The 26995-nt window shown below is 73.4% G+C and carries 29 protein-coding genes and 2 pseudogenes; 13 read left to right on the top strand and 18 right to left on the bottom strand.

Features of this window, described 5'->3' with window-relative positions; translation table 11 throughout:
* Complete coding sequence (locus Asera_RS20425; protein WP_030444615.1) at positions 1–1191, bottom strand: FAD-dependent oxidoreductase; 1191 nt, start codon at positions 1189–1191, stop codon at positions 1–3.
* A complete protein-coding gene (locus tag Asera_RS20420) occupies positions 1188–1811 on the bottom strand; it encodes a PadR family transcriptional regulator (protein WP_030444616.1) in 624 nt (207 codons plus the stop codon). The genes Asera_RS20425 and Asera_RS20420 overlap by 4 nt, the downstream gene beginning before the upstream one ends.
* A gap of 113 nt (positions 1812–1924) precedes the next feature.
* Here Asera_RS20420 and Asera_RS20415 point away from each other — a divergent pair, with 113 nt between their 5' ends.
* A complete protein-coding gene (locus Asera_RS20415; protein WP_035295397.1) occupies positions 1925–2467 on the top strand; it encodes a GNAT family N-acetyltransferase in 543 nt (180 codons plus the stop codon).
* Positions 2468–2480: 13 nt separating this feature from the next.
* Here the strand turns inward: Asera_RS20415 and Asera_RS20410 are convergent, their stop codons facing one another.
* On the bottom strand, positions 2481–3593 hold the full coding sequence (locus tag Asera_RS20410; protein ID WP_244843962.1) for a M20 family metallopeptidase: 1113 nt from the start codon (positions 3591–3593) through the stop codon (positions 2481–2483).
* Positions 3594–3751: 158 nt separating this feature from the next.
* Positions 3752–3967, bottom strand: coding sequence for a hypothetical protein (locus Asera_RS20405; protein ID WP_030444619.1), 216 nt, complete (start codon positions 3965–3967; stop codon positions 3752–3754).
* A gap of 116 nt (positions 3968–4083) precedes the next feature.
* Here Asera_RS20405 and Asera_RS20400 point away from each other — a divergent pair.
* The 3 genes and pseudogenes from Asera_RS20400 to Asera_RS33220 all read left to right on the top strand — a co-directional run.
* Positions 4084–4899 (top strand): annotated as a pseudogene (locus tag Asera_RS20400) (siderophore-interacting protein); the annotation flags it as partial.
* A 30-nt stretch (positions 4900–4929) separates the two neighbouring features.
* Complete coding sequence (locus Asera_RS33225; RefSeq protein WP_244844208.1) at positions 4930–5424, top strand: glutathione peroxidase; 495 nt, start codon at positions 4930–4932, stop codon at positions 5422–5424.
* Between the two features lie 145 nt (positions 5425–5569).
* Positions 5570–5911, top strand: a complete 342-nt coding sequence (locus Asera_RS33220) for a hypothetical protein (RefSeq protein WP_051801691.1) — start codon at positions 5570–5572, stop codon at positions 5909–5911.
* Positions 5912–5945: 34 nt separating this feature from the next.
* Here Asera_RS33220 and Asera_RS33215 read toward each other — a convergent pair.
* The 3 genes and pseudogenes from Asera_RS33215 to Asera_RS20385 form a co-directional block, all read right to left on the bottom strand.
* A pseudogene (locus Asera_RS33215) lies at positions 5946–5999 on the bottom strand (hypothetical protein); the annotation flags it as partial.
* A 38-nt stretch (positions 6000–6037) separates the two neighbouring features.
* Complete coding sequence (locus tag Asera_RS20390; protein WP_244844207.1) at positions 6038–6520, bottom strand: DUF5753 domain-containing protein; 483 nt, start codon at positions 6518–6520, stop codon at positions 6038–6040.
* Entirely contained in the window at positions 6429–6767 is a 339-nt protein-coding gene (locus tag Asera_RS20385; RefSeq protein WP_157034628.1) for a hypothetical protein, read from the bottom strand. Before Asera_RS20385 ends, Asera_RS20390 begins: the two co-directional genes overlap by 92 nt.
* A gap of 84 nt (positions 6768–6851) precedes the next feature.
* Here Asera_RS20385 and Asera_RS20380 point away from each other — a divergent pair, with 84 nt between their 5' ends.
* Both Asera_RS20380 and Asera_RS20375 read left to right on the top strand, forming a co-directional pair.
* Positions 6852–7322, top strand: a complete 471-nt coding sequence (locus Asera_RS20380) for a hypothetical protein (protein ID WP_030444622.1) — start codon at positions 6852–6854, stop codon at positions 7320–7322.
* Positions 7319–8245: an alpha/beta fold hydrolase gene (locus tag Asera_RS20375; protein ID WP_030444623.1), complete on the top strand. Its 927-nt coding sequence runs from the start codon at positions 7319–7321 to the stop codon at positions 8243–8245. Before Asera_RS20380 ends, Asera_RS20375 begins: the two co-directional genes overlap by 4 nt.
* An 81-nt stretch (positions 8246–8326) precedes the next feature.
* Here Asera_RS20375 and Asera_RS20370 read toward each other — a convergent pair whose 3' ends face one another.
* The 6 genes from Asera_RS20370 to Asera_RS20345 all read right to left on the bottom strand — a co-directional run bounded on the left by Asera_RS20370 (position 8327) and on the right by Asera_RS20345 (position 15464).
* The gene (locus Asera_RS20370; RefSeq protein ID WP_084130933.1) at positions 8327–9112 is read right to left on the bottom strand and encodes a formylglycine-generating enzyme family protein; all 786 of its coding nucleotides are present in this window, start codon (positions 9110–9112) and stop codon (positions 8327–8329) included.
* Positions 9112–10830 carry an ABC transporter ATP-binding protein gene (locus Asera_RS20365; protein ID WP_030444625.1) on the bottom strand — a complete coding sequence of 573 codons (1719 nt, stop codon included), beginning with the start codon at positions 10828–10830 and terminating at the stop codon, positions 9112–9114. Before Asera_RS20365 ends, Asera_RS20370 begins: the two co-directional genes overlap by 1 nt.
* The gene (locus tag Asera_RS20360; protein ID WP_030444626.1) at positions 10827–11819 is read right to left on the bottom strand and encodes an ABC transporter permease; all 993 of its coding nucleotides are present in this window, start codon (positions 11817–11819) and stop codon (positions 10827–10829) included. Before Asera_RS20360 ends, Asera_RS20365 begins: the two co-directional genes overlap by 4 nt.
* Before the next feature lie 76 nt (positions 11820–11895).
* Positions 11896–12858, bottom strand: a complete 963-nt coding sequence (locus tag Asera_RS20355; protein WP_244843960.1) for an ABC transporter permease — start codon at positions 12856–12858, stop codon at positions 11896–11898.
* Complete coding sequence (locus Asera_RS20350; protein WP_030444628.1) at positions 12855–14555, bottom strand: ABC transporter substrate-binding protein; 1701 nt, start codon at positions 14553–14555, stop codon at positions 12855–12857. The genes Asera_RS20355 and Asera_RS20350 overlap by 4 nt, the downstream gene beginning before the upstream one ends.
* Before the next feature lie 369 nt (positions 14556–14924).
* Complete coding sequence (locus Asera_RS20345) at positions 14925–15464, bottom strand: TetR/AcrR family transcriptional regulator (protein ID WP_051801697.1); 540 nt, start codon at positions 15462–15464, stop codon at positions 14925–14927.
* A gap of 44 nt (positions 15465–15508) precedes the next feature.
* Between Asera_RS20345 and Asera_RS20340 the strand changes: the two genes are divergently transcribed.
* Entirely contained in the window at positions 15509–16225 is a 717-nt protein-coding gene (locus Asera_RS20340; protein WP_051801700.1) for an SDR family oxidoreductase, read from the top strand.
* Positions 16226–16363: 138 nt separating this feature from the next.
* On the opposite strand, the gene Asera_RS20335 is transcribed toward Asera_RS20340, so the two are convergent.
* The 3 genes from Asera_RS20335 to fabG are packed head-to-tail and all read right to left on the bottom strand — an operon-like array spanning position 16364 to position 18731.
* Positions 16364–16813, bottom strand: coding sequence for a MaoC family dehydratase (locus Asera_RS20335; protein WP_030444631.1), 450 nt, complete (start codon positions 16811–16813; stop codon positions 16364–16366).
* Positions 16810–17973 (bottom strand): acyl-CoA dehydrogenase family protein, encoded by a 1164-nt coding sequence (locus Asera_RS20330; protein ID WP_030444632.1) that lies wholly within the window; start codon positions 17971–17973, stop codon positions 16810–16812. The genes Asera_RS20335 and Asera_RS20330 overlap by 4 nt, the downstream gene beginning before the upstream one ends.
* Complete coding sequence (gene fabG / locus Asera_RS20325) at positions 17973–18731, bottom strand: 3-oxoacyl-ACP reductase FabG (RefSeq protein ID WP_030444633.1); 759 nt, start codon at positions 18729–18731, stop codon at positions 17973–17975. The genes Asera_RS20330 and fabG overlap by 1 nt, the downstream gene beginning before the upstream one ends.
* Before the next feature lie 141 nt (positions 18732–18872).
* Between fabG and Asera_RS20320 the strand changes: the two genes are divergently transcribed.
* The 6 genes from Asera_RS20320 to Asera_RS20295 all read left to right on the top strand — a co-directional run bounded on the left by Asera_RS20320 (position 18873) and on the right by Asera_RS20295 (position 24423).
* Entirely contained in the window at positions 18873–19652 is a 780-nt protein-coding gene (locus Asera_RS20320) for an SDR family oxidoreductase (protein WP_030444634.1), read from the top strand.
* An 87-nt stretch (positions 19653–19739) separates the two neighbouring features.
* Positions 19740–20225, top strand: a complete 486-nt coding sequence (locus Asera_RS20315; protein ID WP_051801702.1) for a GNAT family N-acetyltransferase — start codon at positions 19740–19742, stop codon at positions 20223–20225.
* A 47-nt stretch (positions 20226–20272) separates the two neighbouring features.
* The gene (locus Asera_RS20310) at positions 20273–21127 is read left to right on the top strand and encodes an NmrA family NAD(P)-binding protein (RefSeq protein ID WP_030444636.1); all 855 of its coding nucleotides are present in this window, start codon (positions 20273–20275) and stop codon (positions 21125–21127) included.
* Positions 21124–21981, top strand: a complete 858-nt coding sequence (locus Asera_RS20305; protein WP_051801705.1) for a TetR/AcrR family transcriptional regulator — start codon at positions 21124–21126, stop codon at positions 21979–21981. The genes Asera_RS20310 and Asera_RS20305 overlap by 4 nt, the downstream gene beginning before the upstream one ends.
* Before the next feature lie 173 nt (positions 21982–22154).
* A complete protein-coding gene (locus tag Asera_RS20300) occupies positions 22155–23570 on the top strand; it encodes an aminopeptidase P family protein (RefSeq protein ID WP_030444638.1) in 1416 nt (471 codons plus the stop codon).
* 217 nt (positions 23571–23787) lie between these two features.
* Positions 23788–24423, top strand: a complete 636-nt coding sequence (locus Asera_RS20295; protein ID WP_030444639.1) for a hypothetical protein — start codon at positions 23788–23790, stop codon at positions 24421–24423.
* Here the strand turns inward: Asera_RS20295 and Asera_RS20290 are convergent.
* Together Asera_RS20290 and Asera_RS20285 are read right to left on the bottom strand one after the other, a co-directional pair.
* Entirely contained in the window at positions 24331–25884 is a 1554-nt protein-coding gene (locus Asera_RS20290; RefSeq protein ID WP_030444640.1) for an FAD-dependent monooxygenase, read from the bottom strand. The two genes, Asera_RS20295 and Asera_RS20290, sit on opposite strands and share 93 nt — an antisense overlap.
* Before the next feature lie 248 nt (positions 25885–26132).
* Positions 26133–26762, bottom strand: coding sequence for a TetR/AcrR family transcriptional regulator (locus Asera_RS20285; RefSeq protein ID WP_030444641.1), 630 nt, complete (start codon positions 26760–26762; stop codon positions 26133–26135).
* Between the last annotated feature and the right edge of the window lie 233 nt (positions 26763–26995).

The raw sequence follows: 26995 nt of genomic DNA, 5'->3' as shown, positions 1-26995 counted from the left end.
TCAGGCGGCGGTGGCGGCCCAGTCGATCTGGTACGCGAACTGCCACGCCAGCTTCTCCGGCTTGGCGAGCGAGCGCATCGCGACCGGCATGACCAGGTCGCGGATCACCCGGGCGACGGGCCCGGCCGCCTTGTTGCTGTTGGTCCGGGCGCCGGCGGCGATGATGCGCTCCACCCGGGGCCGGCGCAGCCGCTCGTACGTGGCGAAGGCGCGCTGCGGCGGCAGGTCGCGCAGGCAGCGGGCCAGCTGCACCGCGGACTCCATCGCGAGCGACGCGCCCTGGCCGGAGGACGGCGAGGTGGCGTGCGCGGCGTCGCCGACGAGCACGACCCGGCCGCGATGCCAGGTCGGTACGGTCGGCAGGTCCTCGACCGGGCCGACGACGAGCAGGTCGTCCGGGTCGGTGCGGCCGATCAGGTCCGGGGCGAGGGTGCGGTCGCCGGCGAACGCCGACCGCAGCCGCGCCAGCCACTCGTCGTTGGGCACCGCGCGCTGCTCGGCGAGCGTCATCGGCTCGCTTCGCGGCAGGTTGACGAACCAGCCGCCGAGCCCGTCGTCGTACACCAGGTAGCCGCAGAAGGCGCGCTTGCCGAACACCATGTGCATCGCACCGCGGGTGGACTCGGCGGCGCCGGGCACCAGCGCGCCGAAGTTCAGCAGCCCGCCGTACCGGGGCGCCGGAGCGCCGGCGTCGATCAGGGTACGGGTGGTCGACCGGATGCCGTCCGCCCCGACCAGGATGTCGGCGGTCGCCTCGGTGCCGTCGGCGAACCGGGCGGTGACCGCGGACCCGTTGTCCGCCAGCGACACCAGCCGCTTGCCGTGCACCACGGCGATGCCCCGCGCGGCGGCCTCGTCGTACAGCGCGCGGTACAGCTCGGCGCGCTGCACCAGCTGCTGGTCCGGCAGCCCGGGCGGGGTGCCGAGCTCGGCCAGCACCTTGCCGGTCCAGCTGCGCAGCACCATCGCGGACATCGGGGTACCGATGTCGTAGAGCACGTGCGCGGCGTCCAGCACGTCGAGCGCGGCGCGCCCGTTGGGCGCGATGCTCAGCATGGCGCCGATCCCGTCGGCGGTGTCGTGGTACGCCTCGTACACGGTGGCGGCGATGCCGGCGCGCTGCAGCGCCATGGCGGTCACCGGCCCGGCGATGCCACCGCCGGCCACGATGGCGGTGCAGACCTCGGTCATGACTGTCCCTCCCCGGGTGCCGGCCGGCTCGCGTGGAACTGGGCCCACAGCGCACCCCAGTCGTTGTGCGGATCGGTGATGCGGTCGGCGAACGACTCGACGAACGACACCTCGGCATCGAGCAACGCGAGCCGGTACTCCTCCTCGACCAGAAACAGTCCCGGGATGCCGCGGGCCGTGGCGTCGTCGAGGATGTCGACGATCTCGACGCGCTGCTCGGCGAGCCGCGTCAGCCGTTGCGCCAGCAGCGTGCGCACCTCGTCCGGCGGCAGCGCCGAGACCAGCGACAGCGCCGTGACGAACTGCGGGTACTCGTGTTTCGGGTCGCCGACCAGCTCGCGCAGCCAGGCGCGTTGCTCGACCCGGCCGGCGTCGGACAGCGCGTAGACGGTGCGTTCTGGGCGCGCGCCGTCGCGGCTGGTCTCCTGCGCGGTGATGAAGCCGGCCCGCTCCAGCTGGCCGACCACCATGTAGAGCGAGCCGTGGGTGAACCTGATGCTGCGCACGTCGTCGTTGTCGCGCAGGGTGCGGCTCAGCTCGTACGGATGCATCGGGCGCTGGAGCAGGTAGCACAGCACGGCCAGGCCGAGCAGGTTGCCGACCTTGCGCTTCGTCGCCATCGCCACCCTCCGAGGTAGTAGTTGGTTTCAACTATTACCGATCGACTAGTCAGTGTCAACTATGACTGCGAAGTCGCTCGTCGTGCCGGGTGCGACCCGGTAGCTTGACCGCCGTGGCGACCTTCACCCAGATACGCACGGACCGGCTCGAGCTGCGGGCCGTCGCCGACACCGACCTCGACGAGCTGTACGTGCTGCACTCGGACCCCGACGGCTGGCACCACTTCCCCGCCGGCCGGCACACCGAGATCGGCACCACCCGCGCCTTCCTCGACCGGGTCCTCGGCGGCTGGGCCGCGGACGGCCTGAGCTACTGGGCGGTGCGCCGACCCGGCGACGAGACGCTGATCGGGCTCGGCGGCGTCCGCCGGCTTGCGGACGGCAGCTGGAACCTGGCGTACCGGTTCGCCACCGCACAGCGCGGGCACGGCTACGCGCAGGATGTCGCCCGGGCCGGCATCGCGGCGGCCGGCGCGGTCGATCCGTCGATACCGGTGATCGCCTGGATCGACGAGACGAACCCGGCGTCGATCCGGGTGGCCGAGCGGGTCGGCCTGGACTTCCAGGGACGCCGCCACGGCAGCGACGGCACCCTGCTGCTGGCCTATGCCGATCGGCCGCTGCCCCCGGAGGAGCCGGCGACGCCCGAGGAGTAGGCGCCGGCGCGGCTCAGGGGGCGAGGGTGAGCAGGAAGCGGCGCAGCGCCCGGCGGTACGGGCCGAGCGTCGCCAGGTCGGCGTACTCGGCGGGGCCGTGCTGGCCGTCGCCGCCGATCCCGAACGCCACCGCCGGGATGCCGACCGCGGCCAGGTGCCGGGAGTCGGCCGCGCCGTGTTTGCGCAGGAAGCCGCCCGGATAGCCCTCGGCCCGGACCGCGTCGCGCAGCGCCTGCACCTCGGCCAACTCCTCGTCGGCCCGGTGCGGCGGATCGAACCGGTCCAGTCGTACGGTCACCTCCGGGCCGACCAGCTCGCTCAGCGCCGCCGCCACCTGCTCGGCCGTGCGCCCGGCGAACCGGGTGTCCTCCGGCGGGTAGCGAATGTCCAGCCGGGCACTCGCCCGCGCCGGTACCTGGTTGATCGCGGTGTCGGCGGTCTCGATCGCGGCGAGGTTCACCGTGCTGCGCCACACCGGCTCGGCGGGCGGTGGGTACGCGACGAGCAGCCGGTCGAGCGCCCGCAGCAGCCGCAGCACCGCGTTGTCGCCGAGCCACGGGTACGCGCCGTGCGCCGCCCGGCCGACCGCGGTCACCGTCGCGTCCACGATGCCCTTGGACTCGGTCACCAGCTCCAGCCCGCTGTACTCGCCGACCACCGCGAAGTCGGCCCGCACGCCCCGCGCCACCTGGTGCGCGGTGCCGTGGTACCCGCCGAGTTCCTCGTCGGTCACCAGCTGCAGCCCGAGCGGGTAACGCACCACGTCGGCCAGCTCGCGAAACGCCGCCGCCTGCGCCAGCGCGGTGACCTTCATGTCCTGGGCGCCGCGCGCGTACAGCCGGTCGCCGCGGCGGCGCGCGACGAACTGGTCCGGAGTGCCCGGTACCACGTCCAGGTGCGCGTTGAGCAGCACCCGGAAGGCGGGCCGGTGCGGCGCCGGCCGGTACACCAGGGCGCTCGGCCGGCCGGCGGAGACGAACCGCTCGACCGTCCAGCCGGGGCCGAGCAGGTCCAGGACGATCTCGAGGGCGGCGTGCAGGGCGTCTGGATGTGCGGCGGTCGACTCGATCGCGAGCAGTCGACCGGCCACCGCGATCAGCTCGTCGTCGTCGATGTGCTCGCCCACCGCGTCAGCATCGCACCGCCGCCGGGCCCGGCCCACCGACACACCGCGGTGGGCGCACGGCAATGCCCCCGTGCACGGCAATGCCCCCGTGCCTCGACGTTGGCGCGGGGGTGACCGGCCCGAACCCGGTCGGTCGAGCCGCGAACGCGGGCGGCGCGCTACGGCAGCGTGTAGGGGTTGCCGGCGGAGATCGCCTCAGCGGCTCCGTCGACCAGATCCTTGCGGGGGGTGGTGCCGGCCTGGCGAAGTTCGTCCAGGATCGCCTGGCGTACCGCGGGGACCGGCCGGCGCGCGTGGCTGTCATGCACGCGGTCGAACACCCCCTGGTACTGGACCCGGACATATCGCTGGATCTCGGCCTCCAGATCGATCATGGGTCGAGGCTAGGGCACATGACGCAACAGACAAGATCGGCCGATCGGTCAGAGTCGATGAAGCCCGCGCAGTGGGTTAGGGTTGCCTCACTCGATCTTCGCGGAGGTACCTCTCGATGCCCGACCGATCCCGGCGCGGACAGCTGACCAGTCTCAACGTCGTCCGCACCGAGTGGCTCACGCCGCACCTGGTGCGGGTGACGGCCGGCGGCCCCGCCCTTGCGGCGTTCCGGCCCACCGAGTTCACCGACCAGTACGTCAAGGTGGTGTTCCGCCGGCCGGGGGTCGAATACCCGGAGCCGTTCGACCTCGCCGCGGCGCGCGAGCAGCTGCCCCGGGAACAGTGGCCGGTGCTGCGGACCTACACCGTGCGCGGCGTCGACGCCGACGGGCTGATCCTGGACTTCGTGTACCACGGCGAGCAGGGTCTGGCCGGCCCGTGGGCCGCCGGCCTCAAGCCGGGCGACGAGGTGTTGCTCGCCGGGCCGGGTGGTGCGTACGCGCCGGACCCGACCGCCGACTGGCACCTGCTGGCCGGCGACGAGTCGGCGCTGCCGGCGATCGCCGCCGCCCTGGAGCGCATCCCCGCCGCCACCCCGGCCTGGGCGTTCATCGAGGTCGACGGGCCGTCCGAGCAGATCGCCCTGGCGCACGGCGAGCGGACGACGGTGCAGTGGGTGTACCGCGGTGCCGGCCCCAGCCTGCCCGAGGCGGTCCGGGCACTGCCGGTGCCGGCCGGCCGCGGGCACGCGTTCGTGCACGGCGAGGCCGGCGACGTCCGTACCCTGCGCGGGTACCTGTTCGACGAGTTGCGCCTGTCCCGCGACCAGGTGTCGATCTCCGGCTACTGGCGGCGCGGGATGGACGACGAGGCGTGGCGCATCGCCAAGCGCGCCGAGCGCGAGGCCGACGAGGCCGCCGAGCAGGCCGCCGGGCGCGGTTCCGAAAACAAGGAGGAAACGGTGTCCGTACTGGATCTGCCGATCGGCACGCTGGAGGGTGCGCCGAGCTCGCTTCGCCAGCTCGCCGCGGGCAACGCGCTGCTGGTCGTCAACGTCGCGTCGAAGTGCGGCCTGACCCCGCAGTACACGGCGCTGGAGAAGCTGGCCGGCGAGTACGCCGACCGCGGCCTGACCGTCGTCGGCGTGCCGTGCAACCAGTTCGGTGAGCAGGAGCCGGGCAGCGCGGAGGAGATCCGCACGTTCTGCTCCACCACGTACGGGGTGAGCTTCCCGCTGACCGAGAAGATCGAGGTGAACGGCGCCGGCCGGCACCCGGTCTACGCCGCGCTGACCGAGGCGGCCGACGCCGACGGCACCGCCGGCGACGTGCAGTGGAACTTCGAGAAGTTCGTCCTCGGCGCGGACGGCTCGGTGATCGCCCGGCACCGCCCGACCACCGTGCCCGACGACCCGGCGGTACTGGCCAGCATCGACACCGCCCTCGCCACCCGCTGAGCACACCACCCACCGCGGCGCCGCCCGTCCGGCGGCGCCGCGCTGTCGTCTGCCCGTCCCGCGCGCTCTTCGACAGCCCAGGGCGTCGGTGGCTGCGTAGGAGACCCGCTACCTCGTGCCACGTGACAAGCGAGCATCAAGCACCATGATCGAATTCCGCGAGGTCGCCACCTATCGCGGCCTACCCGTCCAGGTCCCGAACGTGCTGCCGCGCCTCCCCGCCGAGCGAGCGCTAGCGACGGTCGTGCTGCCGCTGTCGCTGAACTGGTCCGACACCGGCCGCAGCTTCAATCTGGGTCGCCGGCGCGATCGGGCGTGGGTGTACGAGATCGTTCTCCGCGAAGGCACCCCGGAAGACGTGCTCACCTACGTCGATGGAGTGCTACTCGTCGACCTGTGGGACGAACTCGTCCTGCCGACCGCCATCCGCGAAGCATGGAACCCGCTCGTCGCCGGACACGCCACCGATGATCTCCCGGTACGGTGACGACGACGTCGGGCTGCTTCGAGTCGCGCACCGCGACGACCTCGCCGAGGTCGGCCACCTCGACGCAGCCTCCGTTGCTCGCTGACATGATGCTCTCGCGCCACACGGCGTTGGCGAGGTCGACGGTCACGATCCCGGCTCCAACCTGATCATCACGGGGTCCTCGGCCGGGAGCCGGGCGATCAGCTCCGCCGAGTCGGCCGGGCTGAGCGCCGCCGCGGTGAGGCGGTTGTCGGTCAGGTTAGCCCGCGCCAGCTCGGCCGACTTCTCCAGATAGAGGTTGCCCGCCTGCCCCTCCACGTAGGGCACCGGCGAGTGCAGTTCCTCGGGGAACTCGAAGATCGTGATGGCCCCGAGCGGGCCCAGGTGTGCGCCGCCACGCAACGGGATCACCTGCAGCTGGCACCGGTCGGACAGCTCGATCAGGTGCAGCAGCTGGGCATGCATCGTGGCACGAGAACCAACCGGGCGGCGCAGCGCCGCCTCGTCCAGGACGAACTCCAACGTCGGCGGCTCATCACGGGTCCAGACGTTCTGCTGCCGCCCCATGCGGATCTGCACCTGCCGCTCGACGGACTCCGGTGTCGAGTTGAGGGCAAGCCTGTCGATGGCTCGCGCATAGTCTTCGGTCTGCAGGAGTCCGTGCACCATCAGCGGCATCGAAGATGCTGATCCTGGTCGCGGCGCTCTCCAGCCCCAGAAACGTCGAGAACGAGCTGGTCACGGTGCCCAGTCCGGCCCGGCAACCGCGCTGGTTGCCCAGCTTCTGCAGGGTCAGCAGCTCGGACCGCAGCTCGGTGTCGGTGACCTGGTAAAAGTCGAGCAGGACACGCAGGCCGGACAGCTTCATCGGCACGTCGCCGGCCTACTGCTCGCAAAGGCGCCGCCCTTGACAATCGGCGTCAAGCAGCTTGACACTGGTCGTCAAGGAGGCGAGGCCGTGTCTGGACTTCCCGATCCCGACGACCTGCGGCGGCAGCTGACCGAGGTCGTCGGTACCCGGCTGCTCGACCCGCTGGAGATCCTGCTCGACGGCGACCGCACGGTCGACACGTTGCGCACCAGGGTGTACGAGCAGACGCAGGTGTGGACAGTACAACTGCTCGGCCCGGACGGCCGGCAGGCCAGGTTCACCGCCGCCCGGCTGGTCGCCACGCTGTACCCGGATGATGCCGCGTTCGACCCGCCGGCCGCCTGGTGGGCCACCCCGCTCGGCCGGGTCGTCGCCCGGCGGGTCGGGCATCCCGGCGCGCACCACGTGTCGTACGCGGTGGCCGGCGCGATGCTCGGCGTCACCCGGCAGGCGGTGCACGACCTGATCCAGCGCGGCAAGCTCGACCGGCACCCCGATGGCGGGGTCCGGGTCACCTCCGTCCGAGCTCGACTGTCCACTCTGGAGGCACCGCGATGAGCCCAGCCACACGGCACGACGACACGCCGGTCGGCGTACTGCCGGTCGAGGACCACGGCGGTGACGGGCCGCCGGTGCTGTTGCTGCACGGCGCGGGCGGCAGCCGGCACGACTGGTACCCGCTGGTGCCGGCGCTGCGGAAACGGCACCGGGTCGTCGCGGTCGACCTGCCCGGGCACGGTGCGGCGCCCGGCGGCACGTGGAACTGGGCGCGGGCCTGCGACGCGCTGGACGCCACCGTGACGGCGCTCGGCACCGGCACGCCGGCGGTGGTCGGCATGTCGCTGGGCGGGCTGCTCGCGGTGTACTGGGCGGGCCGGCGGCCGGACTGCCCGGCGGTGGTCAACCTGGACGGGCACCCGTCGGTACGCTCACCGCAACAGTGCCCGGGCCTCGCCGCGGACACGGCCGTGGAACTGCTCGCGAGGCTGGCGGGCCAGTTCGACGCGATGGAGGCGATGCTCGCCGGGCCGCTGCCCGAGCCGGCGGTACAGGCGATGGTGACCTCCCGGCGCAGCGCCGCGGAGGCGGCCGGGTTGTCGGCCGACGACGCCGAGACAGCGGTACGGGCGGGCCTGGTGACGCGCGCCGGCGAGACGTTCGCCCGACCGGGCGCCGGCGCACTGCGCGACATCCGGGCCGCCCTGCGCGAAGCCGACCCGTACCCGCTGTACCGGCGCGCGGTGCGGCCGACGCTGGTGGTGTCGGCCGAGCGCGACCTGCCCGAGCAGCAGGAGTTCGGCGCGCTGACCGAGGCGTACCGCCGGCACGTCGCCGCGCGGCTGGCCGGGCTGGCCAACCCGCTGGTCCGCGCCGTGTCACTCCCGGCCAGCCACGCCCTGCTGTACGAGCTGCCCGATCGCACCGCCGCCCTGATCACCGACTTCCTCGCCGAGACCGGAACCGGGGTACCCGGACGCTGACGCCCGGGACGGTGCCGCCCGTACCACCGACGGCATTCGGTGCGGACCTCCTAGCTGCGGCACCAGCCGAACGCGGCCGGGTCAGGACGGGACGGAGCAGGCCAGGCGGAAGCCGACGTCGTCGATGCGGAAGGTGGGGTGGCTGCGCCGGCGTACCGAGGCACGGCAGCTCCAGTGCTCGTCCGCCCAGCCGCCGCCGCGCAGCACCCGGTAGCTGCCGTACACCTGCGGGTCGTAGTGGTCGAAGCACCACTCCCACACGTTGCCGAGCAGGTCGGACAGGCCCCACGCGTTCGCCGACCGGGTGCCGACCGGGTGGCTGTGCCCGCCGGAGTTGCCGCGGTACCAGGCGATCTCGGCCAGTTCGCCGTAGCGCGGGCCGGTGCTGCCGGCCCGGCAGGCGAACTCCCACTCCGCCTCGGTCGGCAGCCGGTACCCGTCGGCGCCGGCGGCTACCGAGACGTCCTCGCCGTCGATCCGGTACACCGGAGTGAGCCCGGCGGCCCGGGAGTACGCGTTGCAGAACCGCACCGCGTCCCACCAGGAGACGCCGTCGACCGGGCGGTCCGGGTCGTCGACGGCGCTCGGCATGGCGCCGGTGACCGCCGCGTACCGGCGCTGGGTCACCGGTACCGGATCGAGCAGGTACCGGCGCAGCGGCACCTGCCAGGACCGCTGGGTGCGACGGTCGGACAGGGTCACCGTGCCGGGCCCGAGCGGCACCGGTACCGGATCGACCGCCGGGCCGCGAGCGGCCGACGTGGCCGCAGCCGCCGTCGAACCGCCGGCCGGGTCACCGGTGAGTGGCTCGACGGGTCGGCGACCAGCCGGTGCCGGGTCGTTGCCGGCCCGCACGGGATCGGCCATCAGCCGGCCACTGCGACGCGCTCAGCCCGGCGTTGCGCGGCCAGGTCGGGATCGAGTACCGGTACCGCGGCAAGCAGCGTGCGGGTGTAGTCGTGCTGCGGATCGGTGTAGACGGTGTCCGCGTCGGCCAGCTCGACGAGCTTCCCGCCGTGCATCACCGCGACCCGGTCGGACACCTGGCGTACCACCGCGAGGTCGTGCGCGACGAACACCACGGTCAGGTCCAGTTCGGCCCGCAGCTGCGCGAGCAGGTCGATGATCTGCGCCTGGGTGGAGACGTCCAGCGCCGACACCGGCTCGTCGCACACCACGAGCCGGGGCGAGCGGACCAGCGCGCGGGCGATGCCGATGCGCTGGCGCTGCCCGCCGGAGAACTCGTGCGGGTAGGCGTCGTAGCGGTCCGGGTCCAGCCCGACCCGCGCCAGCCACTCCCGCACCGTGGCCCGGATCCGGGCGTCGTCCCGGATCCCCGCGGTACGCAACGGATCGGCGATGCTCTCCCCCACGCTGCGGCGCGGGTTCAGCGCCGAGATCGGGTCCTGGAACACCATCTGCAGGTCCCGCCGGAAGGGCGCGAGCCGGCGATCGGACAGCCCGCCGATCTCGGTGCCGTCGAACTCGACCCGGCCGCCGGTGGGACGCAGCAGCCGCACCATCATCCGGGCCAGCGTCGTCTTGCCCGAGCCGGACTCGCCGACCACGCCGAGGACCTCGCCGCGCCGCACGTCCAGGCTCACCCCGTCGACCGCGGCGACGCTGCGGTGCCGGCCCGGCACGAGGCCGCGGCCGACCGGGAAGTCCTGCCGCACGTCCACCATCCGCACCAGCGGTTCGACCGGAGCCGCGCCGTCCGCCAGGGCGCGTTGGCGTGGCGCGTCGACCCGAGGTACCGCCGACAGCAGCGCCCGGGTGTAGTCGTGCTCCGGCGCGGACAGCACCTGGCGCACGCCGCCGCGCTCGACGATCCGGCCGCGCTGCATCACCAGTACCTCGTCGACGGTGCCGGCGATCACCCCGAGGTCGTGGGTGACCAGCAGCAGCGCCATCCCGGTCTCGGCGCGAAGCCCGTGCAGCAGGTCGAGGATCTGCGCCTGGACCGTCACGTCCAGCGCGGTGGTCGGCTCGTCGGCGATCAGCACCTTCGGCCGCAGCGCCAGCGCCATCGCGATCAGCGCCCGCTGCCGTTGCCCGCCGGAGAACTGGTGCGGCGGCTCGGACGCGCGCCGGGCTGCGTGCGGGATCCCGACGTGGTCGAGCACCTCCACCGCGCGGGACCACGCCGCGCGCCGGGACGCGCCGGTGTGCAGCCGGTACACCTCGGCGATCTGGCTGCCGACGCTGAAGTACGGGTCGAGCGCCGACATCGGGTCCTGGAACACCATCGCCGCGGTCGCGCCGCGCAGCCGCCGCAGCCGTTCCGGATCGGCGTCGTCCACGACGGTACCGGCGACCTCGACCCGGCCGGTGAGCCGCGCACCGGTGCCATGGTGCAGGCCGAGCAAGGCCAGCGCGGTCGCGCTCTTGCCCGACCCGGACTCCCCCACGATGCCGAGCGACGCGCCCGGCGCCAGGTCGAACGACACCCCGTCGACCGCCCGGGTACCGCCGGGGAACGTCACCGTCAGCCCGTCCACCGCGACGATCGGCGCGGCGGCCGGATCGCCGGACCGCGGGGCCGGCACGTGCGAGGACGGCTCCGGCGAAAGCTGGTCGGTCATGCCAGCGCCACCCTCCGGTCGGCCACCGAGTACAGGATGTCGGCGAACATGTTGGCCACCACGATGACCGTGCCGGCCAGGATCGTCACGCCGACCACCACGGGCAGGTCGATGTTGCGTACCGAGGTCACCAGCAGCTGCCCCAACCCGGGCAGGCCGAACAGGCTCTCGGTCAGCGTCGCCCCGGTCAGCGAGGTGGCCAGGTCGATGGTGCCGATCGTGATCAGCGGAGTCAGCGCGCCGCGCAGGGCGTGCCGGCGGATCACCCGCGACTCGCTCAGCCCGTACGCCCGGAACGTGCGGATGTGGTCCTCCGCCAGCGTTTCCAGCATCGAGGTGCGGGTCAGCCGGGTGTAGACGGCGGCCGACACCACCGACAGCGACACCCACGGCAGGATCAGGTTCTGCGCCCACAGCGCCGGGTTCGCGGTCAGCGGCTGGTAGCCGGGGAACGGCAGCCACCGCAGGTACACGCAGAACACGATCAGCAGCAGCAACCCGACCAGGAACACCGGTACCGAGTTGCCGGCGAGCGTCGCGGTGGTGACGACGCGGTCCAGGGCCCGGCCGCGGCGCAGCGCGGAGATCACGCCGAGCCCGACGCCGACCAGTACCCAGATGACGAAGCCACCGACGACCAGCGACGCCGACACCGGCAGCCGGTCGAGCAGCAGCGAGGTCACCGGCTCGCCGGTCTGGTACGAGTAGCCCAGGCACGGCGCCGCGCAGTGGATCGCCTCCGGCCCGCCGGAGAACGTCCGGCCGGCGAAGATGCCGATCAGGAAGTGCCAGTACTGCAGGTAGATCGGCTGGTCGAGGCCGAGCTCGGTCTCGATGCGGTGCAGCTGGTCGGGCTGGCAGGTCTTCGGGCCGCAGACCAGCTGCGCCGGGTTGCCGGGCAGCGCGTAGAAGATGACGTACACGGCGGCGGACAGCACGAGCAGCACCACCAGCGCGCCGAGCACCCGCCGGATCAGGTATGCGGCCACGCCGACTCCTGCCACTCGAGACCGACGAACACCGGCGCGGCGATGACGCCACGCCGGATCAGGTATGCGGCCACGGCTACTCCGCCCTCTTCGACAGCGACGTGCTGCGCGGATCCAGCGCGTTGCGCAGCCCGTCGCCGAACAGCGTGAACGACAGCACGGTGGCGAACAGCAGCACGCCGGGGATCGCCACGTACATCGGGTCACCGCTGAACCAGGTGGTCGCCGACGACAGCATCTGCCCCCAGGACGGGGTCGGCGGGTTGATGCCCACGCCGAGGAAGGACAGGCCGGCCTCGGCCACGATGTTGCCCGGCACCATCAGCGCCGCGTACGTGATTACCGGCGCGGCGAGGCCGGGCAGGATCTCCCGGCGGGCCAGCCGGGCACCGCGGCCGCCGGCGAGCCGGGCCGCCGCCACGTAGTCGCGGGTCTTGAGCGTCAGCGCCTGCCCGCGGGCGATGCGGGCCGTGCCGGCCCACCCGAACAGCGCCAACACCAGCACCAGCAGGACCGGCCGGGGGAACGACTGCGGCACGATGCCCAGCAGCGCGATCGAGAAGATCAGGGCCGGGAACGCCAGTACCAGGTCGGTCACCCGGGACAGCACCGCGTCGGCGATGCGGCCACCCAGCCCCGCGGCCAGCCCGATCGTCAGCCCGATCAGCAGTTGCAGGATCGTGGCCGAGATGGCGACCGTGAGCGAGACCCGGGCGCCGTACACGACCCGGGCGAACAGGTCGCGGCCGGTCTTGGGCTCCACCCCGAGCCAGTGCTGCGCGGAGATGCCGCCGAGGTCACCGGTCGGTACCCCGCCGCGGGCCGAGTCGAGCAGCCCGTCGTGGTAGCTGGTGTAGTCCTGTCCCTCCAGCGCGGTCAGCAGCGGCGCCGCGAGCGCCACCACGATCAGCAGCAGGACCACGATCAGCCCGACCAGCGCGGCCGGCTCGCGGCGCAACGCGCGCCACACCGACCGGGCGCCGGCGCCCCCCTCGGGCGCCGGCGCGGTGGCCTGGTCGGTCAGTGCGTCGGTACTCACTTGACCGAGAGCTGGGACAGGTCGTAGACGCCGGTCCAGTCCGAGACGAAGGCGTTCTTGACGTTCTTGCCGTACAGCGCCAGGTCCTTGCCATGGTAGAGCGGCACGTACCAGGCCTGCTTGCCCATCGAGGCGTCCAGCTCACCCCACGCCTTCGCGGCCTGCGCCGGGTCGGTGATCGCGTTGATCCGGTCGATCTGCTTGTTCACCGCCGGATCGTTCACCATCGCGGTGTTGAAGTTGCCGCCGGACGGGAAGATCTGCCGGCCGTCGAACAGCGGGATCAGGAACGGTCCGCCGCTCGGCCAGTCCGCACCCCAACCGGCGATCGCCACCTGCGGCTGGGTCTTCGGGTCGTTCAGCGTGTCGTAGTAGGAGTTGGAGTCGATGGTCTGCAGCTTGACGGTGATGCCGGCCTTCTTCAGCGCGTCCTGCACCGCGGTCGCCACCTCGGGGCCGCTCGGGTCGTCGGCGGTGTTGTTGTGCGCCAACGTGACCGTCAGTCCGTGCGGGTAGCCGGCCTGGGCCAGCAGCTGCTTGGCCTTCGCCGGGTTGCCGCTCTTGCCGGCCGGGAAGTAGTCGTACGGCTGGTAGCCCATCGACTTCTGCTTCGGCAGGAACGTGGTCGCCGGGTACCCCAGCGAGCTGCCGCCGATCGCGTTGATCACCGAGTTGCGGTTGACCGCGTAGCTGAACGCCTCGCGCACCTTCAGCTTGTCGAACGGCGCCTTCGTCGTGTCGTACGTCAGGTAGTACGTGTACGGGAAGTTGCCCTTGGCGACGCGCTTGGCCAGCTCCGGGTTGCCCTGCAGCTGGGAGATCTGCGCCGGGCCGAGGTCGGTGTCGGTGGTGACCGCGTTCGCGTCGTTGCCGGAGCTCGCCGCCAGCCGCTGGTTGATCACGTCCGGGTTGAGCCCGGAGGTGATGTCGATGGTGTCCGGGCAGGCCAGCCGCTCCGGGTCGATGCTGCGGGACCAGTTCTTGTTGCGGGTCAGCACCAGCTTCTTGTTCTTCTGGTACGTCTTGATCTGGTACGGGCCGCTGGAGACCGGGTGCTTCTCGTAGTTGACCCCGTCGTCCTTCGCCTTCGGTACCGGCGCGAACTGGGTCGCGGTGGCGAGGTACGGGAAGTCACCGTGCGGGCTGTTGAGGTGGAACACGATCGTCCTGGCGTCGGGCGTCTCGATCGCGCCCAGGCCCTTCGGGTCCTTGTACGGGCCGGCGTAGTTCTTCGCGCCGACCAGCCAGTCGCGCAGGTACGCGGCGCCGCCCGGCAGGTCCGGCGAGAACGAGCGCTCGATGCCGTACTTGATGTCGGCGCTGGTGATCGCGGTGCCGTCGGAGTACTTCAGGCCGGACCGCAGGTGGTAGGTCCAGCTCTTGGCGTTGTCGCTGGGCGTGCCGAGGTCGGTGGCGAGGTCCGGTACCACGTTGGCGCCGGCCGCCCCGGCGGCCCGGTTGCGCGTGGTCAGCGTCCGGAACAGCAGCGACGGGATGTTGCCGCCGCCGGAGGTGTAGATCCGGGCCGGGTCGAGGTGCGTGATGTCCCGCTGGTTCAGCACCTCCAGCGTGCCGCCCTGGCAGGTCTTCGGATCGAACGCGGTGGTGGACGACCCACCGCCGGTGTTGCCGCAGGCGGCGAGGGTGCCGGCCAGCAGCGCACCCGCGGCGATCGACAGGACGGGTTTGCGGTTCACGAGGGCTCCTTGAAACGCCGGAGGGGTACCGGCAGCCGAAAGCACACCGCTGCCGGTCGGCGGTATGACCGCAAATGACACTAGCCAGCGGAAATGCACAAGAAAAGGGGCAAGAAGCAACGGCTTCGTCCGACACGGACGGTCACCGGGCTGGGGTGGGGTCGGCGGGCTCGACGGCCCGACCGGACGGGTCGGTCAGCGACAGTGCACGTCGGCGACCGCGTGCTCGTGGTTCGCGAGCAGCGCGAGCTCGTAGCCGAGATGCAGGTGACCGTCCACGCAGCGAACCTAACGACGTTGTTCGCCGTCGGTCAACTTAACGCAGTGTGCATCACATCCCGGGCCGGTGAGCGGGGCCGGGCCGCCGGGTCACGGTCGCTGCGCGTGCAGCGTCTCGTACATCCGGTCGGCGAACTCGGCGTCGAGCCGGTCCGGCCGGGTCAGCACCAGGTACCAGAGGGTGCCGAACACCAGGTCGGCGGCGTACTCCGGGTCGAGTGCCGGAAGCTCGGCGCGGACCAGCGCGATCAGTGCCGCCCGCCGGCGGTCCAGGAACTCGGCCCGGAACCGGGCCGCGAACGCCGGGTCGAGCTGGGCGTGCGCCATCAGCCCGGACAGTGCCGGCACGTACCGCGGCGCGACGATGAACGTCTCGCGCACGAAGGCGGCCAGATCGGTCGCCGCGATCTCCAGCTCGGCCTGGGCGTTCATCGCCTCCAGCGCGACGTCGGCCTTGCCCTGCCACCACCGGTACACGGTCTGCCGGCCGACGCCGGCGCGCCGGGCGATGCCCTCGACGGTCAACGCGGCGTACCCGTCCTCGAGCAGCAGGTCCCGGGCCGCCCGCAGGATGGCCTTCCGGGCCCGCTCGTCCCGCGGCCGACCCCGCTTCGCGCTCACCTCGTCCATCCGGTCAGTTTACGAGACGCGCTGCCTCGGATATATTTCGAGACATGACGTCTCAGAATGAATTCCTGGCAGGCACCACCGTTCTTGTCGCCGGCGGCAGTTCCGGCATCGGGCTGGCCACCGCACGGGCCGCGCGGGCCGCCGGCGCCGAGGTCACCGTCACCGGCCGCAACGAGTCTCGGCTGCGCGCCGCCGGCGACGGCATCGCCTGGCGCATCGCCGACCTGCACGACCACGACACGATCGCCGCCGCGATGCCGGAACGGCTGGACCACCTGGTCCTCGCCGCCGGCGACGCCGCCGGCATCGGCCCCGTCGCCGGGCTCGACCTCGCCTCGGTCCGCAGCGGGCTCGACACCAAGGTGATCGGCTTCCTCGGTGCGATCCAGGCGGCGCTGCCGGCGCTGCGGCCGGGCGGCTCGATCACCCTGGTCGGCGCGGCCAGCGCCCGCAACGCGGCGCCCGGCGCGGTCGGCCTGGCGATGATCAACGGCGCGGTGGAGGCCGGGGTGGCCAGCCTCGCCGCCGAACTGGCCCCGGTCCGGGTCAACGCGGTCTCCCCCGGTGTCGTCGACACCGCCTGGTGGTCCGGCTTCCCCGCCGAGGCGCGCGAGGCGGTGTTCACCCAGTACGGCAAGGCCGCGACGATGGGCCGGATCGCCACCGCCGACGACGTCGCGCGGGCGATCCTCGCGCTGATGACCAACGCGTACCTCACCGGCACGGTGCTGCCGGTCGACGGCGGCCCCGCCGCGGCCTGACACCAGCCCCACCGGCCGCGGCCGCGGCCGCGGCCGCGGCCGCGGCCAGGGTCGCGGCGCCCGGGACCAACCCGCGTTGATCAAGGGATTGGTCCCGGCGTACCACCGAACCTCGATCAGTGCGGGCGGCGGCCCGGATCAGAACAGGTAGCGGGTGACCAGGTCCGCGACGCAGCAGGGCTTGGCGGCACCCGCGGCCTGGACGGTGGCGCGCAGCACCGTCTGCACGCCACCGTCGGCCGGGTCGGCGGACAGCAGGGTCGCGCTGGCGCGTACCCGGGAGCCCGCGGGTAGTGGTGCCGGGAAGCGGACCCGGTCCAGTCCGTAGTTGAGCGCGTGTGCGGCCCGCACCTCGACCACCTCGCGCAGCAACATCGGCAACAGCGACAGGGTCAGGAACCCGTGCGCCACCGTGGTACCGAAGGGCCCGGCCGCGGCCCGCTCGGCGTCGACGTGGATCCACTGCCGGTCGCCGGTGGCGTCGGCGAACGCGTCGATGCGGGCCTGGTTGACCGGCCGGGCACCACTGGTACCGAGATCGGTACCGACCGCGGCGAGCAGCTCGGCGGCGCTGCGGAACGTCCTCACACCAGCCCCACCTTCGTGTAGCCGCGCAGCAGGTCGCGGGCGAGGATCAGCCGCTGCATCTCGTCGGTGCCTTCGAAGATGCGAAACAGCCGCACCTCCCGGTACCAGCGTTCGATCGGCAGCTCCCGGGTGTAGCCCATGCCGCCGTGCACCTGCAGTACCCGGTCGATCACCCGGTTGACCATGGTGGCGCCGGACAGCTTCGCCATCGAGGACGCGTGCCGGGCGTCGGCACCGGTGTCGACCAGCCAGGCGGCCCGCAGCACCAGCAGCCGGGCCGCCTCCAGTTCCAGCTCGCTGTCCGCGATCATCCACTGGATCGCCTGGTTCGCGGCGATCGGTGCGCCGAACGTCTCCCGGGTGTTCGCGTACTCGACGGCCATCGACAGCGCCCGCTCGGCGATCCCGACCGCCCGCGCCGGGATCAGGTACCGGCCGCGGCCGATCCAGCGCATCGCGAGCCGCCAGCCCTGCCCGACCTCGCCGAGGATGTGCGAGGACGGCACCCGGACCTGGTCGAAGAACAGCGACGCCGGCTCGGCCGGGCCCATCGTGACGATCGGCGACGAGGTCCAGCCCATCGACCGGTCCACCAGGAACGCGGTCGAACCGCCGCGGGCGCCGGCGGCCGGGTCGGTGAGCGCGATGACGATGGCGAAGTCGGCGTCGTTGCCGTTGGTGATGAACGTCTTCTCGCCGGACAGCAGCCAGTCGTCGCCGTCGGCGCGGGCGGTGAGCCGGATGTTCGCCGCGTCCGAGCCGGCGCCCGGCTCGGTGATCGCGAAGCAGGAGATCCGGTCGCCCTCGATGGTGGGCAGCAGGTACTCGGCGCGCTGCGTGTCGTTCGCCTCGTACAGGATGTTGTCCGCCTCGCCGCCGAACACGAACGGGACGTACGTGCGGCCCAGCTCGGTGTGGATCAGCGCCTGGGTGACCGCGTCCAGGTCCATCCCGCCGTACTGCTCGGGGGTGGACAGGCCCCAGAAACCGAAACCGCGCGCCTTGTCCTGCAGCGCGGTCAGCTCGTCGCGGGTCAGGCCGGGCTCACCGCGCCGGTCGCGGGCCAGCACGTCGGGTTCGCGCGGCGTCAGCTCCTTGCGGACGAAGTCGCGCACCGTGTCCCGGATCGCGCGCTGCTCGTCGGTGAGGCCGAACTCCATCAGCGCAGCCCCCCGTTCACGTACAGGGTCTGGCCGCTGACGTAGCCGGCCTCCTCGGAGGCCAGGAACGCGATCGCGGCCGCGATGTCGTCCGGCCGGCCGACCCGGCGGACCGGGATCTGCTCGGCGGCGAGCCGCTGGTGCTCGGCCGGGTCCAGGCCGACCCGCCGCGCGGTCGCCGCGGTCATCGCGGTCGCCACGTAGCCGGGCGCCACCGCGTTCGCGGTGATCCCGTACCGGCCGAGCTCGATCGCGAGCGTCGCGGTCAGTCCCTGGATGCCGGCCTTCGCCGCGGCGTAGTTGGCCTGGCCGCGGTTGCCCAGCGCGGAGGTGGACGACAGCGACACGATCCGCCCGTACCCGGCCGGCACCATGTGCTGCTGCGCCGCCCGGCTGACCAGGTACGCGCCCTTGAGGTTGACGTCGAGAACGGTGTCCCAGTCGTCCTCGGCGAGCTTGTGCACCAGGTTGTCGCGGGTCACGCCGGCGTCGTTGACCAGCACGTCGATCCGCCCGTGCGCGCCGGCGACGGCGTCGATCGCCGCGGTCACCGAACCCGCGTCGGCGACATCCACGGCGTACCCGTCGGCGCTGCCGCCGGCCGCCCGGATGGTCGCGACGGTGTCGGCGGTGCGGTCGAGATCGAGGTCCAGTACCGCCACCGTCGCGCCCTCGGCCGCCAACCGGCGTGCGGTGGCCGCGCCGATGCCCTGCGCCGCGCCGGTGACCACGGCGACCCGCCCGGTGAACCTGTCCACACTGGACCTCTTTTCGTGTCGGCTGAACGGCACGCTACTGGTCGGTAAGGTAAGCCCATCGGCGAACCACGTCAACGCCGCGCATCGGACACCGCCCGGGACCTGCACGCCGGCCGGCCCGGTGCCGCGAAAGGGGCACGGATGGACACCGGACTGGCCGGGCGCAGCGCTCTGGTGACCGGCGCGTCGCGCGGGATCGGCGCCGCGATCGCGACCGCGCTGGCCGCCGAGGGCTGCCACGTGTTGCTCTCCTCGCGCCGGCAGCAGGCGCTCGACGAGGTCGCCGCGCGGGTGCGCGCCGCGTACCCCGGGGTCGAGGTCCGCACGCACGCCGCGCACGTGGGCGACCCGGACGCCGCCGCCGCCTGCGTCGCCGCCGCGGTCGAGGCGTTCGGCGGCGTCGACGTGCTGGTCAACAACGCCGGGACGAATCCGTACTACGGCCCGATGGTGGACCTGGACGTGGCCCGCGCCGAGAAGACGGTCCAGGTCAACCAGCTGTCGGTGGTGCTGTGGACGCAGGCGGTGTGGCGCGCGTCGATGCGCGAGCGCGGCGGCGCCATCGTCAACCTGGCCTCGGTCGGCGGGCTGCTGACCGAACCCGGCATCGGCTACTACAACGCGACGAAGGCCGCGGTCATCCATCTGACCAGGCAGTTCGCCGCGGAACTCGCGCCGCGGGTGCGGGTCAACGCGATCGCGCCCGGGATCGTCCGCACCCGGCTCGCCCGCGCCCTGTGGGAGGGCCGCGAGCCGGCGCTGAATGCGGCCATTCCGCTCGGCCGGATCGGCGAGCCGGCCGACATCGCCGCCACCGCGGTCTTCCTCGCCGGGGCGGCGTCGAGCTGGCTGACCGGCCAGACGCTGGTGGTCGACGGCGGCGCCGCGATCCGCCCCGCGCTGCTGCCCGACGACCGCTGACCCGCTTCCCGCCGGCTCGCGCGGGTGCCCGGACCGGCGCGGCCGAAACCGCGGGCGGCGACGCCCGCCGGGCCGTACGGTCAGCGCATGCGGAACGCGATTCTCATCCGTCCGGCGGTCGTCGACGACGCGGCGGGCATCGCCCGGGTGCACCGGCGGTCCCGGGCCGAAACCATGCCGTACCTGCCACCGCAGCGGCGCAGTCAGGAGCAGGTGACGGCGTGGGTACGAGATGCCGTCCTGCCGTCCCGGCGCGTACTGGTGGCGGAGGTGGACGGCACGCTCGCCGGTTACGCGGCGCTGGCCGGAACCCTGCTCGACGCCCTGTACCTGCTGCCCGAGCGGCGCCGGCGTGGCCTCGGCTCGCGGCTGTTGGCCGCGGTGCGCGAGTACAGCCCGGAGTGCCTGACGCTGCACGTGTTCGAGGCCAACGTCGAGGCGCGCGCGTTCTACGCCCGGCACGGCTTCGTCGAGGTCGGGCGCGGCGACGACAACATGGAGCGGCTGCCGGAGCTGACGCTGTGCTGGCGCCCCGGCGGTGGGGACCGTCACGTTGCTGCCGCATCACAGTGAGCTACTCTAACTTTTGTTAGAGGGTATAACTGAAGAGGCGGACGATCATGCGACGGATTCTGGTGACCGGCGCGACCGGCGCCACCGGCGGCGCGGTGCTGCAGGCGCTGGCCGGTCGCGACGTGACGGTGCGGGCGATGCAGCGCAAGGCCGGCGAGACCGCGCTGGCCAGTGCGGACGAGACGGCGGTGGCCGACTTCGACGACCGCGCTGCGCTGACTGCGGCGCTCGCCGACGTCGACGCGGCGTACCTGGTGACGCCGTCCTCGGAACAGGCGGCACAGCGGCAGATCCGGTTCCTCGACGCGGCCCGGGCGGCCGGCGTCGGCCAGGTCGCGATCCTGTCCCAGCTCGCCGCCACAGCCGACTCGCCGGTCCGGTTCCTGCGCTGGCACGCCGAGGTCGAGCGCTACGCGGCGGAGCACGGCCCGGCGCACACCATCCTGCGCCCCAACCTGTTCCTGCAGGGCACCCTGGCGTTCGCCGGCCTGATCCGGGCGACGGGTGGATTCGGCGCACCGATCGGCGACGCCACGGTCAGCGCCGTCGACGTGCGCGACATCGGCGACGCGGCCGCCGCCGTGCTGACCTCCGACGGCCACCAGGGCCGCACGTACGACCTCACCGGACCGGCGGCGATCACGCACGCCCGGCTGGCCGAGGCGATCTCGGCCGCCACCGGCCGGCCGGTGCACTTCGCCGACGTGTCGCCGGACGAGTTCGCCGCCCAGCTGCGCGGCGCGCTGCCCGACTGGCAGGTCGACGGCCTGCTGGAGGACTACGCGCACTACCGGCGCGGCGAGGCCGCCGCCGTCTCATCCGCGGTGCCGGACCTGACCGGGCACCCGGCGCGCAGCGTGGACGAGTTCGCGAGCGCCTACGCCGACGCCTTCCGCGCGTGACGCGACCGAGCGACCGCGCCCCCGCGCCGAGCGAGGCCGCGACGCCACCGGACGCGCCGAGCGGGGCATGGACGCCGAGCAGCGCCGGCACGCCGCGGAAAGCGCCGAGCGGGGCCGGGACGCCGAGCGGGGCCGGGACGCCGAGCGGGGCCGGGGCGCCGCGCGGGGCCGGGACGCCGCCGGACGCGCCGGCGCCCCCGGGCCGGCGGGAGCGGCAGCGCGCGGCGACCCGGGCGGAGATCGTGGCACGGGCCCGCACCCAGCTCGCACAGCGCGGCGTACCGGGGCTGTCGCTGAACGGCATCGCCCGCGCCATGGGCATGTCCGGCCCGGCGATCTACCGCTACTTCGACTCCCGCGCCGCGCTGGTGACCGCGCTCGCGACGGTCGGCTTCGAGGAACTGGCCGCGGCGGTGACCGCGGCCGCCGAGGCGGCGAGGCGGCGCCGGCCGGCCGGGCGGCTGCGGGCGGTGGCCGGCGCATACCGGGACTGGGCGCTCGCCGACCCGGCGGTCTACCGGGTGATGCTGGCCGACCCGTACGGGGACGGGCATCTTGCCGACCCGGCGGTGGTGACCGCGTCGCAGCAGGCCATGCGGGTACTGCTGGAGCTGGTCGCGGCGCTCGACCGGCCGCTGCCGCCGGCCCCGCCCCGGCTGCGCGGCGAGGTCGCCGAGTGGGCCCGCAGCCGGGACACGGCCGTCGAGCCCACGGTCGCCGCGGCCGCGATCCGGCTCTGGGTGCGGTTGCACGGGATCGTCGGGATGGAGCTGGAGGGCGTGCTCGCCGCGGTGGGCATCGACGCCGCGACCCTGGTCGACGCCGAGCTGGACCAGTTCCTCGGCGACGCGTGAACCGCACGGCCGTTCCGTGAATCGAACAGCAGCGCCGTGAGGTCGCCCGCCGGGCCGCCGGCGCTGCCGGACAAACAGCCAGCGGTACACCGAAGCCAGGGCGGCCGCATTGACCTGGGCGGGTCCGGTGCCTAGCGTGGGGTCGTTCGGCATACGGAACGCTGGGAGGCGTGATGGCCCGCGAGCAGTTCGCCACCGGCAGCCACGACTGGCCGCCGACCGAGGCGCTGGACGCGTTCATGAGTACCGGCTGGGCGGACACCGAGCGTCGCGAGCTGGCGCAGCTGCCGGTCGCCGGGTTCGCCGCCAAGCGCCGCGACCGGCTGCGGGCCGCGTTCCCCGGCGAGCGGATCGTGGTGCCGGCCGGGCGGCTCAAGACCCGCTCGGCCGACCAGGACTACCGGTTCCGGCCGCACTCCAACTACGTGTGGCTGTCCGGCGACCAGCACGCCGGCTCGGTACTGGTGGTCGAGCCGGACGGTGACACGCTGTTCGCGCCGCCGCGCTCGCGCCGGGACAACGGCGAGTTCTACCGCAGCCGGGCCGGCGAGCTGTGGGTGGGCCGCCGGCCGTCGCTCGCCGAGTCCGCCGCCGAACTCGGCCTGACCACCCGCGACGTGGCGGACCTGGAGTCCGCGCTGCGCGGCACGCTGCCCACCCGGGTGCTGCGCGGGGTCGACGCCGACGTGGACGCGCTGGTGCCGGCGCGCGACGACGGGTACGCCGAGGACGAGCTTGCCGCGGTGCTGGCCGAGCTGCGGCTGGTCAAGGACGCGTACGAGATCGAGCAACTCCAGCTGGCCTGCGACAGCACCGCCCGCGGCTTCGCCGACGTGGTGCGCGCGCTGGACCGGGCCAAGGCCACCTCGGAGCGGTACCTGGAGGGCACGTTCTGGCGGCGCGCCCGCACCGAGGGCAACGACGTCGGGTACCACTCGATCGTCGCGGCCGGCCCGCACGCGACCACGCTGCACTGGATCGCCAACGACGGCCCGGTCCGCGACGGCGACCTGCTGCTGCTCGATGCCGGGGTGGAGACCCGCTCGTTGTACACCGCGGACATCACCCGGGTGCTGCCGATCTCCGGCCACTTCACCCCGATCCAGCGCGACCTGTACGAGCTGAACCGGGCGGCGAACGACGCGGCGCTGGCGGAGCTGAAGCCGGGCGCGCCGTACCGCAACTTCCACCGCGCGGCGATGCGGGTCACCGCGTACGGCCTGGCCGACCTCGGCCTGCTGCCCTGCTCGGCGGAGGAGGCGCTGGATCCGGCCTCCACGATCTACCGGCGCTGGACGCTGTGCGGCTCCGGCCACATGCTCGGCCTGGACGTGCACGACTGCGCCTCGGCCCGGGCCGGCGAGTACCTGGACGGCACGCTCGCGCCCGGCCACGTGCTCACCGTCGAGCCCGGCCTGTACTTCCAGCCGGACGACGAGCTGGTGCCGGCCGCCTTCCGCGGTCTCGGGTACCGGATCGAGGAGAACGTGCTGATCACCGCGGACGGCTACCAGCTGCTGTCGCATGCGCTGCCCCGCACCGCCGCCGACGTCGAGTCCTGGATGTCCACAGTAGACACAACCCCCTGACCCCACCGCCCACCCCGGACCCCCCCGAGGTTGATCAAGGGATTCGGTCACGTCGTGCCGGGAACGGATGACCGAATCCCTTGATCAACGCGGGGCTGCGTGATCCGCCGGCTGGGGCGCGGAGCCAAACCGGCCGCCCGGTTTGCGTACCGAAATGATCGACGTGTCATGGGCCTCCGGAGTGCCCGTCGGCGTCGGGTTGTGATACGACAGGCGCATGGTCGATCAGCTGCGCCCGGTGTGCGCGCCCCAGGTCTCCGAGCCGATGCGACGGCGGCTGCTCGACGGTGCCGACTCCTCGATGGCGTTGCTCGCCGCGGTGCTGACCGCCCTGTTCGGCGCCGGCGCGGTGGCCGTGCTCGCCTCCAGCGGTCGGCCGGAGGGCGCCCCGCACACGTTCGACGAGCTGGTCGGGGGTGGCGGCCTGCTCGTCGCGGGCGCCGCCGGGCTGACCGTGGTGCACGGGGTGTTCTGTGCGCTGCGCCGGCGCTGGGCGCAGCGCACCGGAGTGTTCCTCAGCCGGCACCTGCTGGCCGACCTCGCGGTCCGCGATCCGCAGGCGGCGGCGTTGCTCGCCCTCGCCCAGCACGACATCGACCGGATCCGGGCCGCCTCGGTCCGCGACGACGAGCTCGCGCTGCGCCGGGCCGAGTGGGCGGTGAGCCGGGCCGCGCTGGACTGCGGCGGCGACGCCGGCCGCCGCAGCGAGCTGTCCGACCAGGTCGACCAGCTGTCTCGCTGGGCGGACTGGCAGGAGGAGTCACGCGACCGGCTCGACCACCCGCCGCGCAGCGAGCCAGCGCCCGGCCGCGGCACGCAGTGCGGCCCGCTCCGCCGGGTCCGGGTCCGCTGAGTCGCTGGCCCACGCCAGGTAGCAGTCCGGCCGCAGCAGCATCGCCGTCGGCGCCCCGTCGATCGGCGCCGCGCTGACCACCTCGACCCGACCCGTACCGGCGGCAAGCTCGGCCGCGAGGTCGTGGCCGCGGGTCAGGTCGACCAGCAGCGGGCGGCCCGCCGCGGTCAGCTCGGCCAGCCGCACCGGTCCGGTTTCGGTGCGCAGCACCAGGTCCGGCGCCCACCGACCGGCCAGCGGGTGCGCGTCCGGCTCCGCCGGGTACCGCACGTCGGCGCCGGCGAGCAGCTCGGCCAGCCGCAGCCTGGCCGGCCGGTCGGCGAGCAGCTCGGCCAGCACCGACCGCAGTGCGGTGGTCTGCGGTCCGGACGCGATCAGCGCGGACTGCGCCTGCGTGTGCGTCACGACCCGCTCCCCCACCGGACGCCGCTCCGCCTGGTAGGTCTCCAGCAGGTCGTCCCGCCCGCCCAGCGCGGCGGCGAGCTTCCAGCCCAGGTTGATCGCGTCCTGCAGGCCGAGGTTGAGCCCCGGGCCGCCGACCGCGGCGTGCACGTGCGCCGCGTCACCGACCAGCAGCACCCGGCCGGACCGGTACGTCTCGGCGATCCGGGTGTGGCCGCCGACCAGCCGGCGCAGCAGGTGCGGGCCCGGCCCGGTCGGCGCCGTGAAGCCCACGTCGACGCCGAGCACCCGCCGTACGCTCGCGTGCATTCCGGCGAGATCGAACTCACCCTCGGTGTCCAGATCGTTCCACTCCAGCGTGTTCAGCCCGGGCGGACCGCTCGGGAACGGCGCGTACACGAACAGGCCCTGCTCGGTGCGGTGGTACCCGAACGGCGGGACGACGCCGTGGCCGGGCACGCGCAGCCCGCCGGTGGCCGGGTCGCGCAGCTCGTCGGGGATGTGGACGTGCGCCGACCGGGAGACGCTGTCGTCCCGCGACACCCCCGGGAAGCCGATGCCGGCGAGCTTGCGGGTGGCGCTGTGCCCGCCGTCCGCGCCCACCAGGTACGCCGTGGCCAGCTCGTACTCACCGTCCGGGCCGGCGACCCGCGCGGTGGCCGCGTCGGCGGTCTGGCTCAGGCCGGTCAGCCGGTGCCCGAACCGGATCGGTACGCCGAGCTCGCGGGCCCGGGCCTCCAGCACGTCCTCGAGCTGCCGCTGCGGCACCGGCAGCAGGTACAGCGGGTTGTCGGGCAGGTCGGCGAGATCGAGGGGCAGCCCGCCGAACATGTACTGCGGGGCCGGTGCCGGCGGCCCCGGCGTGCCGGCGATCCGCTCGTACAGGCCGCGCCGGTCCAGCATCCGGACCACCTGGCCGACCAGGCCGTTGGCCCGGTTGTGCGGCAACCGTTCCGGCAGCGCCTCCAGTACCAGTGGCCGCACGCCGGCCAGGCTCAGTTCGATGGCGAGCAGCAGGCCGGTGGGGCCGGCGCCGGCGATGACGACGTCTTCGGACATGATTTCCTCCGAGCAGGATCGAGCGCGCGGCCCGGGCGGGCCACGAGTGGCATGGATGTGTTGCGGCACGGTCGATGCGCGGCCCGGTGGGCGGGCGTCGAGCGGGTCGATGTCGGGGTCGGTCGGTGGGTTCGAGGTCGGTGGGTTCGAGGTCGGTCGGGCGGCGGGTCGGTCGGGCGGCGGGTCGGCCGCTGCGCCCGGGTCGGCACGAGCGGGCCCGCCCGGTTCGGCGCGAGCGCCCGGGTTGGTCAGGGGGAACCGAGGCCGTTGGCGACCTGCGCCAGCGCGTCGGCGATCAGGTCGGCGATCGGCACCGACTGGTCGCGCAGCCACTGCTGCCGAGCGGTGCCGAGCACGACCCCGACCGTGCCGGCGACCAGTCGCGGGAACATGTCGCGGTCCGGGTCGGTACCGGTGCGGGCGGCGACGGCCGCGGCGAGTTGCTGCTCCGCGGCGGCGGACGCGGCGGCCAGGTCGCGCTGCACGGCCGGCTCGGCGATCATCAGCCGCACCCCCTCGACCCACCGCTGCCGGGCGGTCTCGTCGGCCTCCTCGTCGGCGCCGGCCTCACCGGTCAGCGCGTACCGCTCGCGCACGGCGGCGGTGATCGCCGGCCACAGTGGCTCGTCGGCCGGGCGCCCGCGCAGTGCGTCGGCGAACTGCCGGAACCGTTCCAGTTCCCGGTCGGCGATCGCCTCGCCCTTGCTGGCGAAGTAGTTGTTGAACGTGCGTGGCGACACGCCGACCTCGGCGGCGATGTCCTCCACCCGGACGTTGGCCAGGCCGCGATCGACGGCGAGCCGGATCGTGGCCCAGCTCAGCGCGATGCGCGTCTGTTCCTTCTTGCGAGCCCGCAGGCCGCTCGGGTCGGCTGCCATGCACCCACCATACAGATTTTTGCGCGACAAGCAACTTTTCCAGTCAGGCAATTTCTTCGCCTCAGGTGGGCCCCACGATCCGCCACGCCGACGAGCACGCCCGCATCGCTCCCGGCGGGCCCGCCGGGAGCGAACCGCTGTGGTACGACAGGGCACATGAGACAGCGGGACCATCCGCCGGCCCGGGTCGACGCGGGGCGACGCTCGTGACCGGGCGGCCACGAGCGGTCTGT

Source organism: Actinocatenispora sera, from assembly GCF_018324685.1.
GTDB lineage: Bacteria > Actinomycetota > Actinomycetes > Mycobacteriales > Micromonosporaceae > Actinocatenispora > Actinocatenispora sera.
Note: the sequence above shows the minus strand (reverse complement) of the source record. Positions and strands in the feature narration are given on the sequence as shown.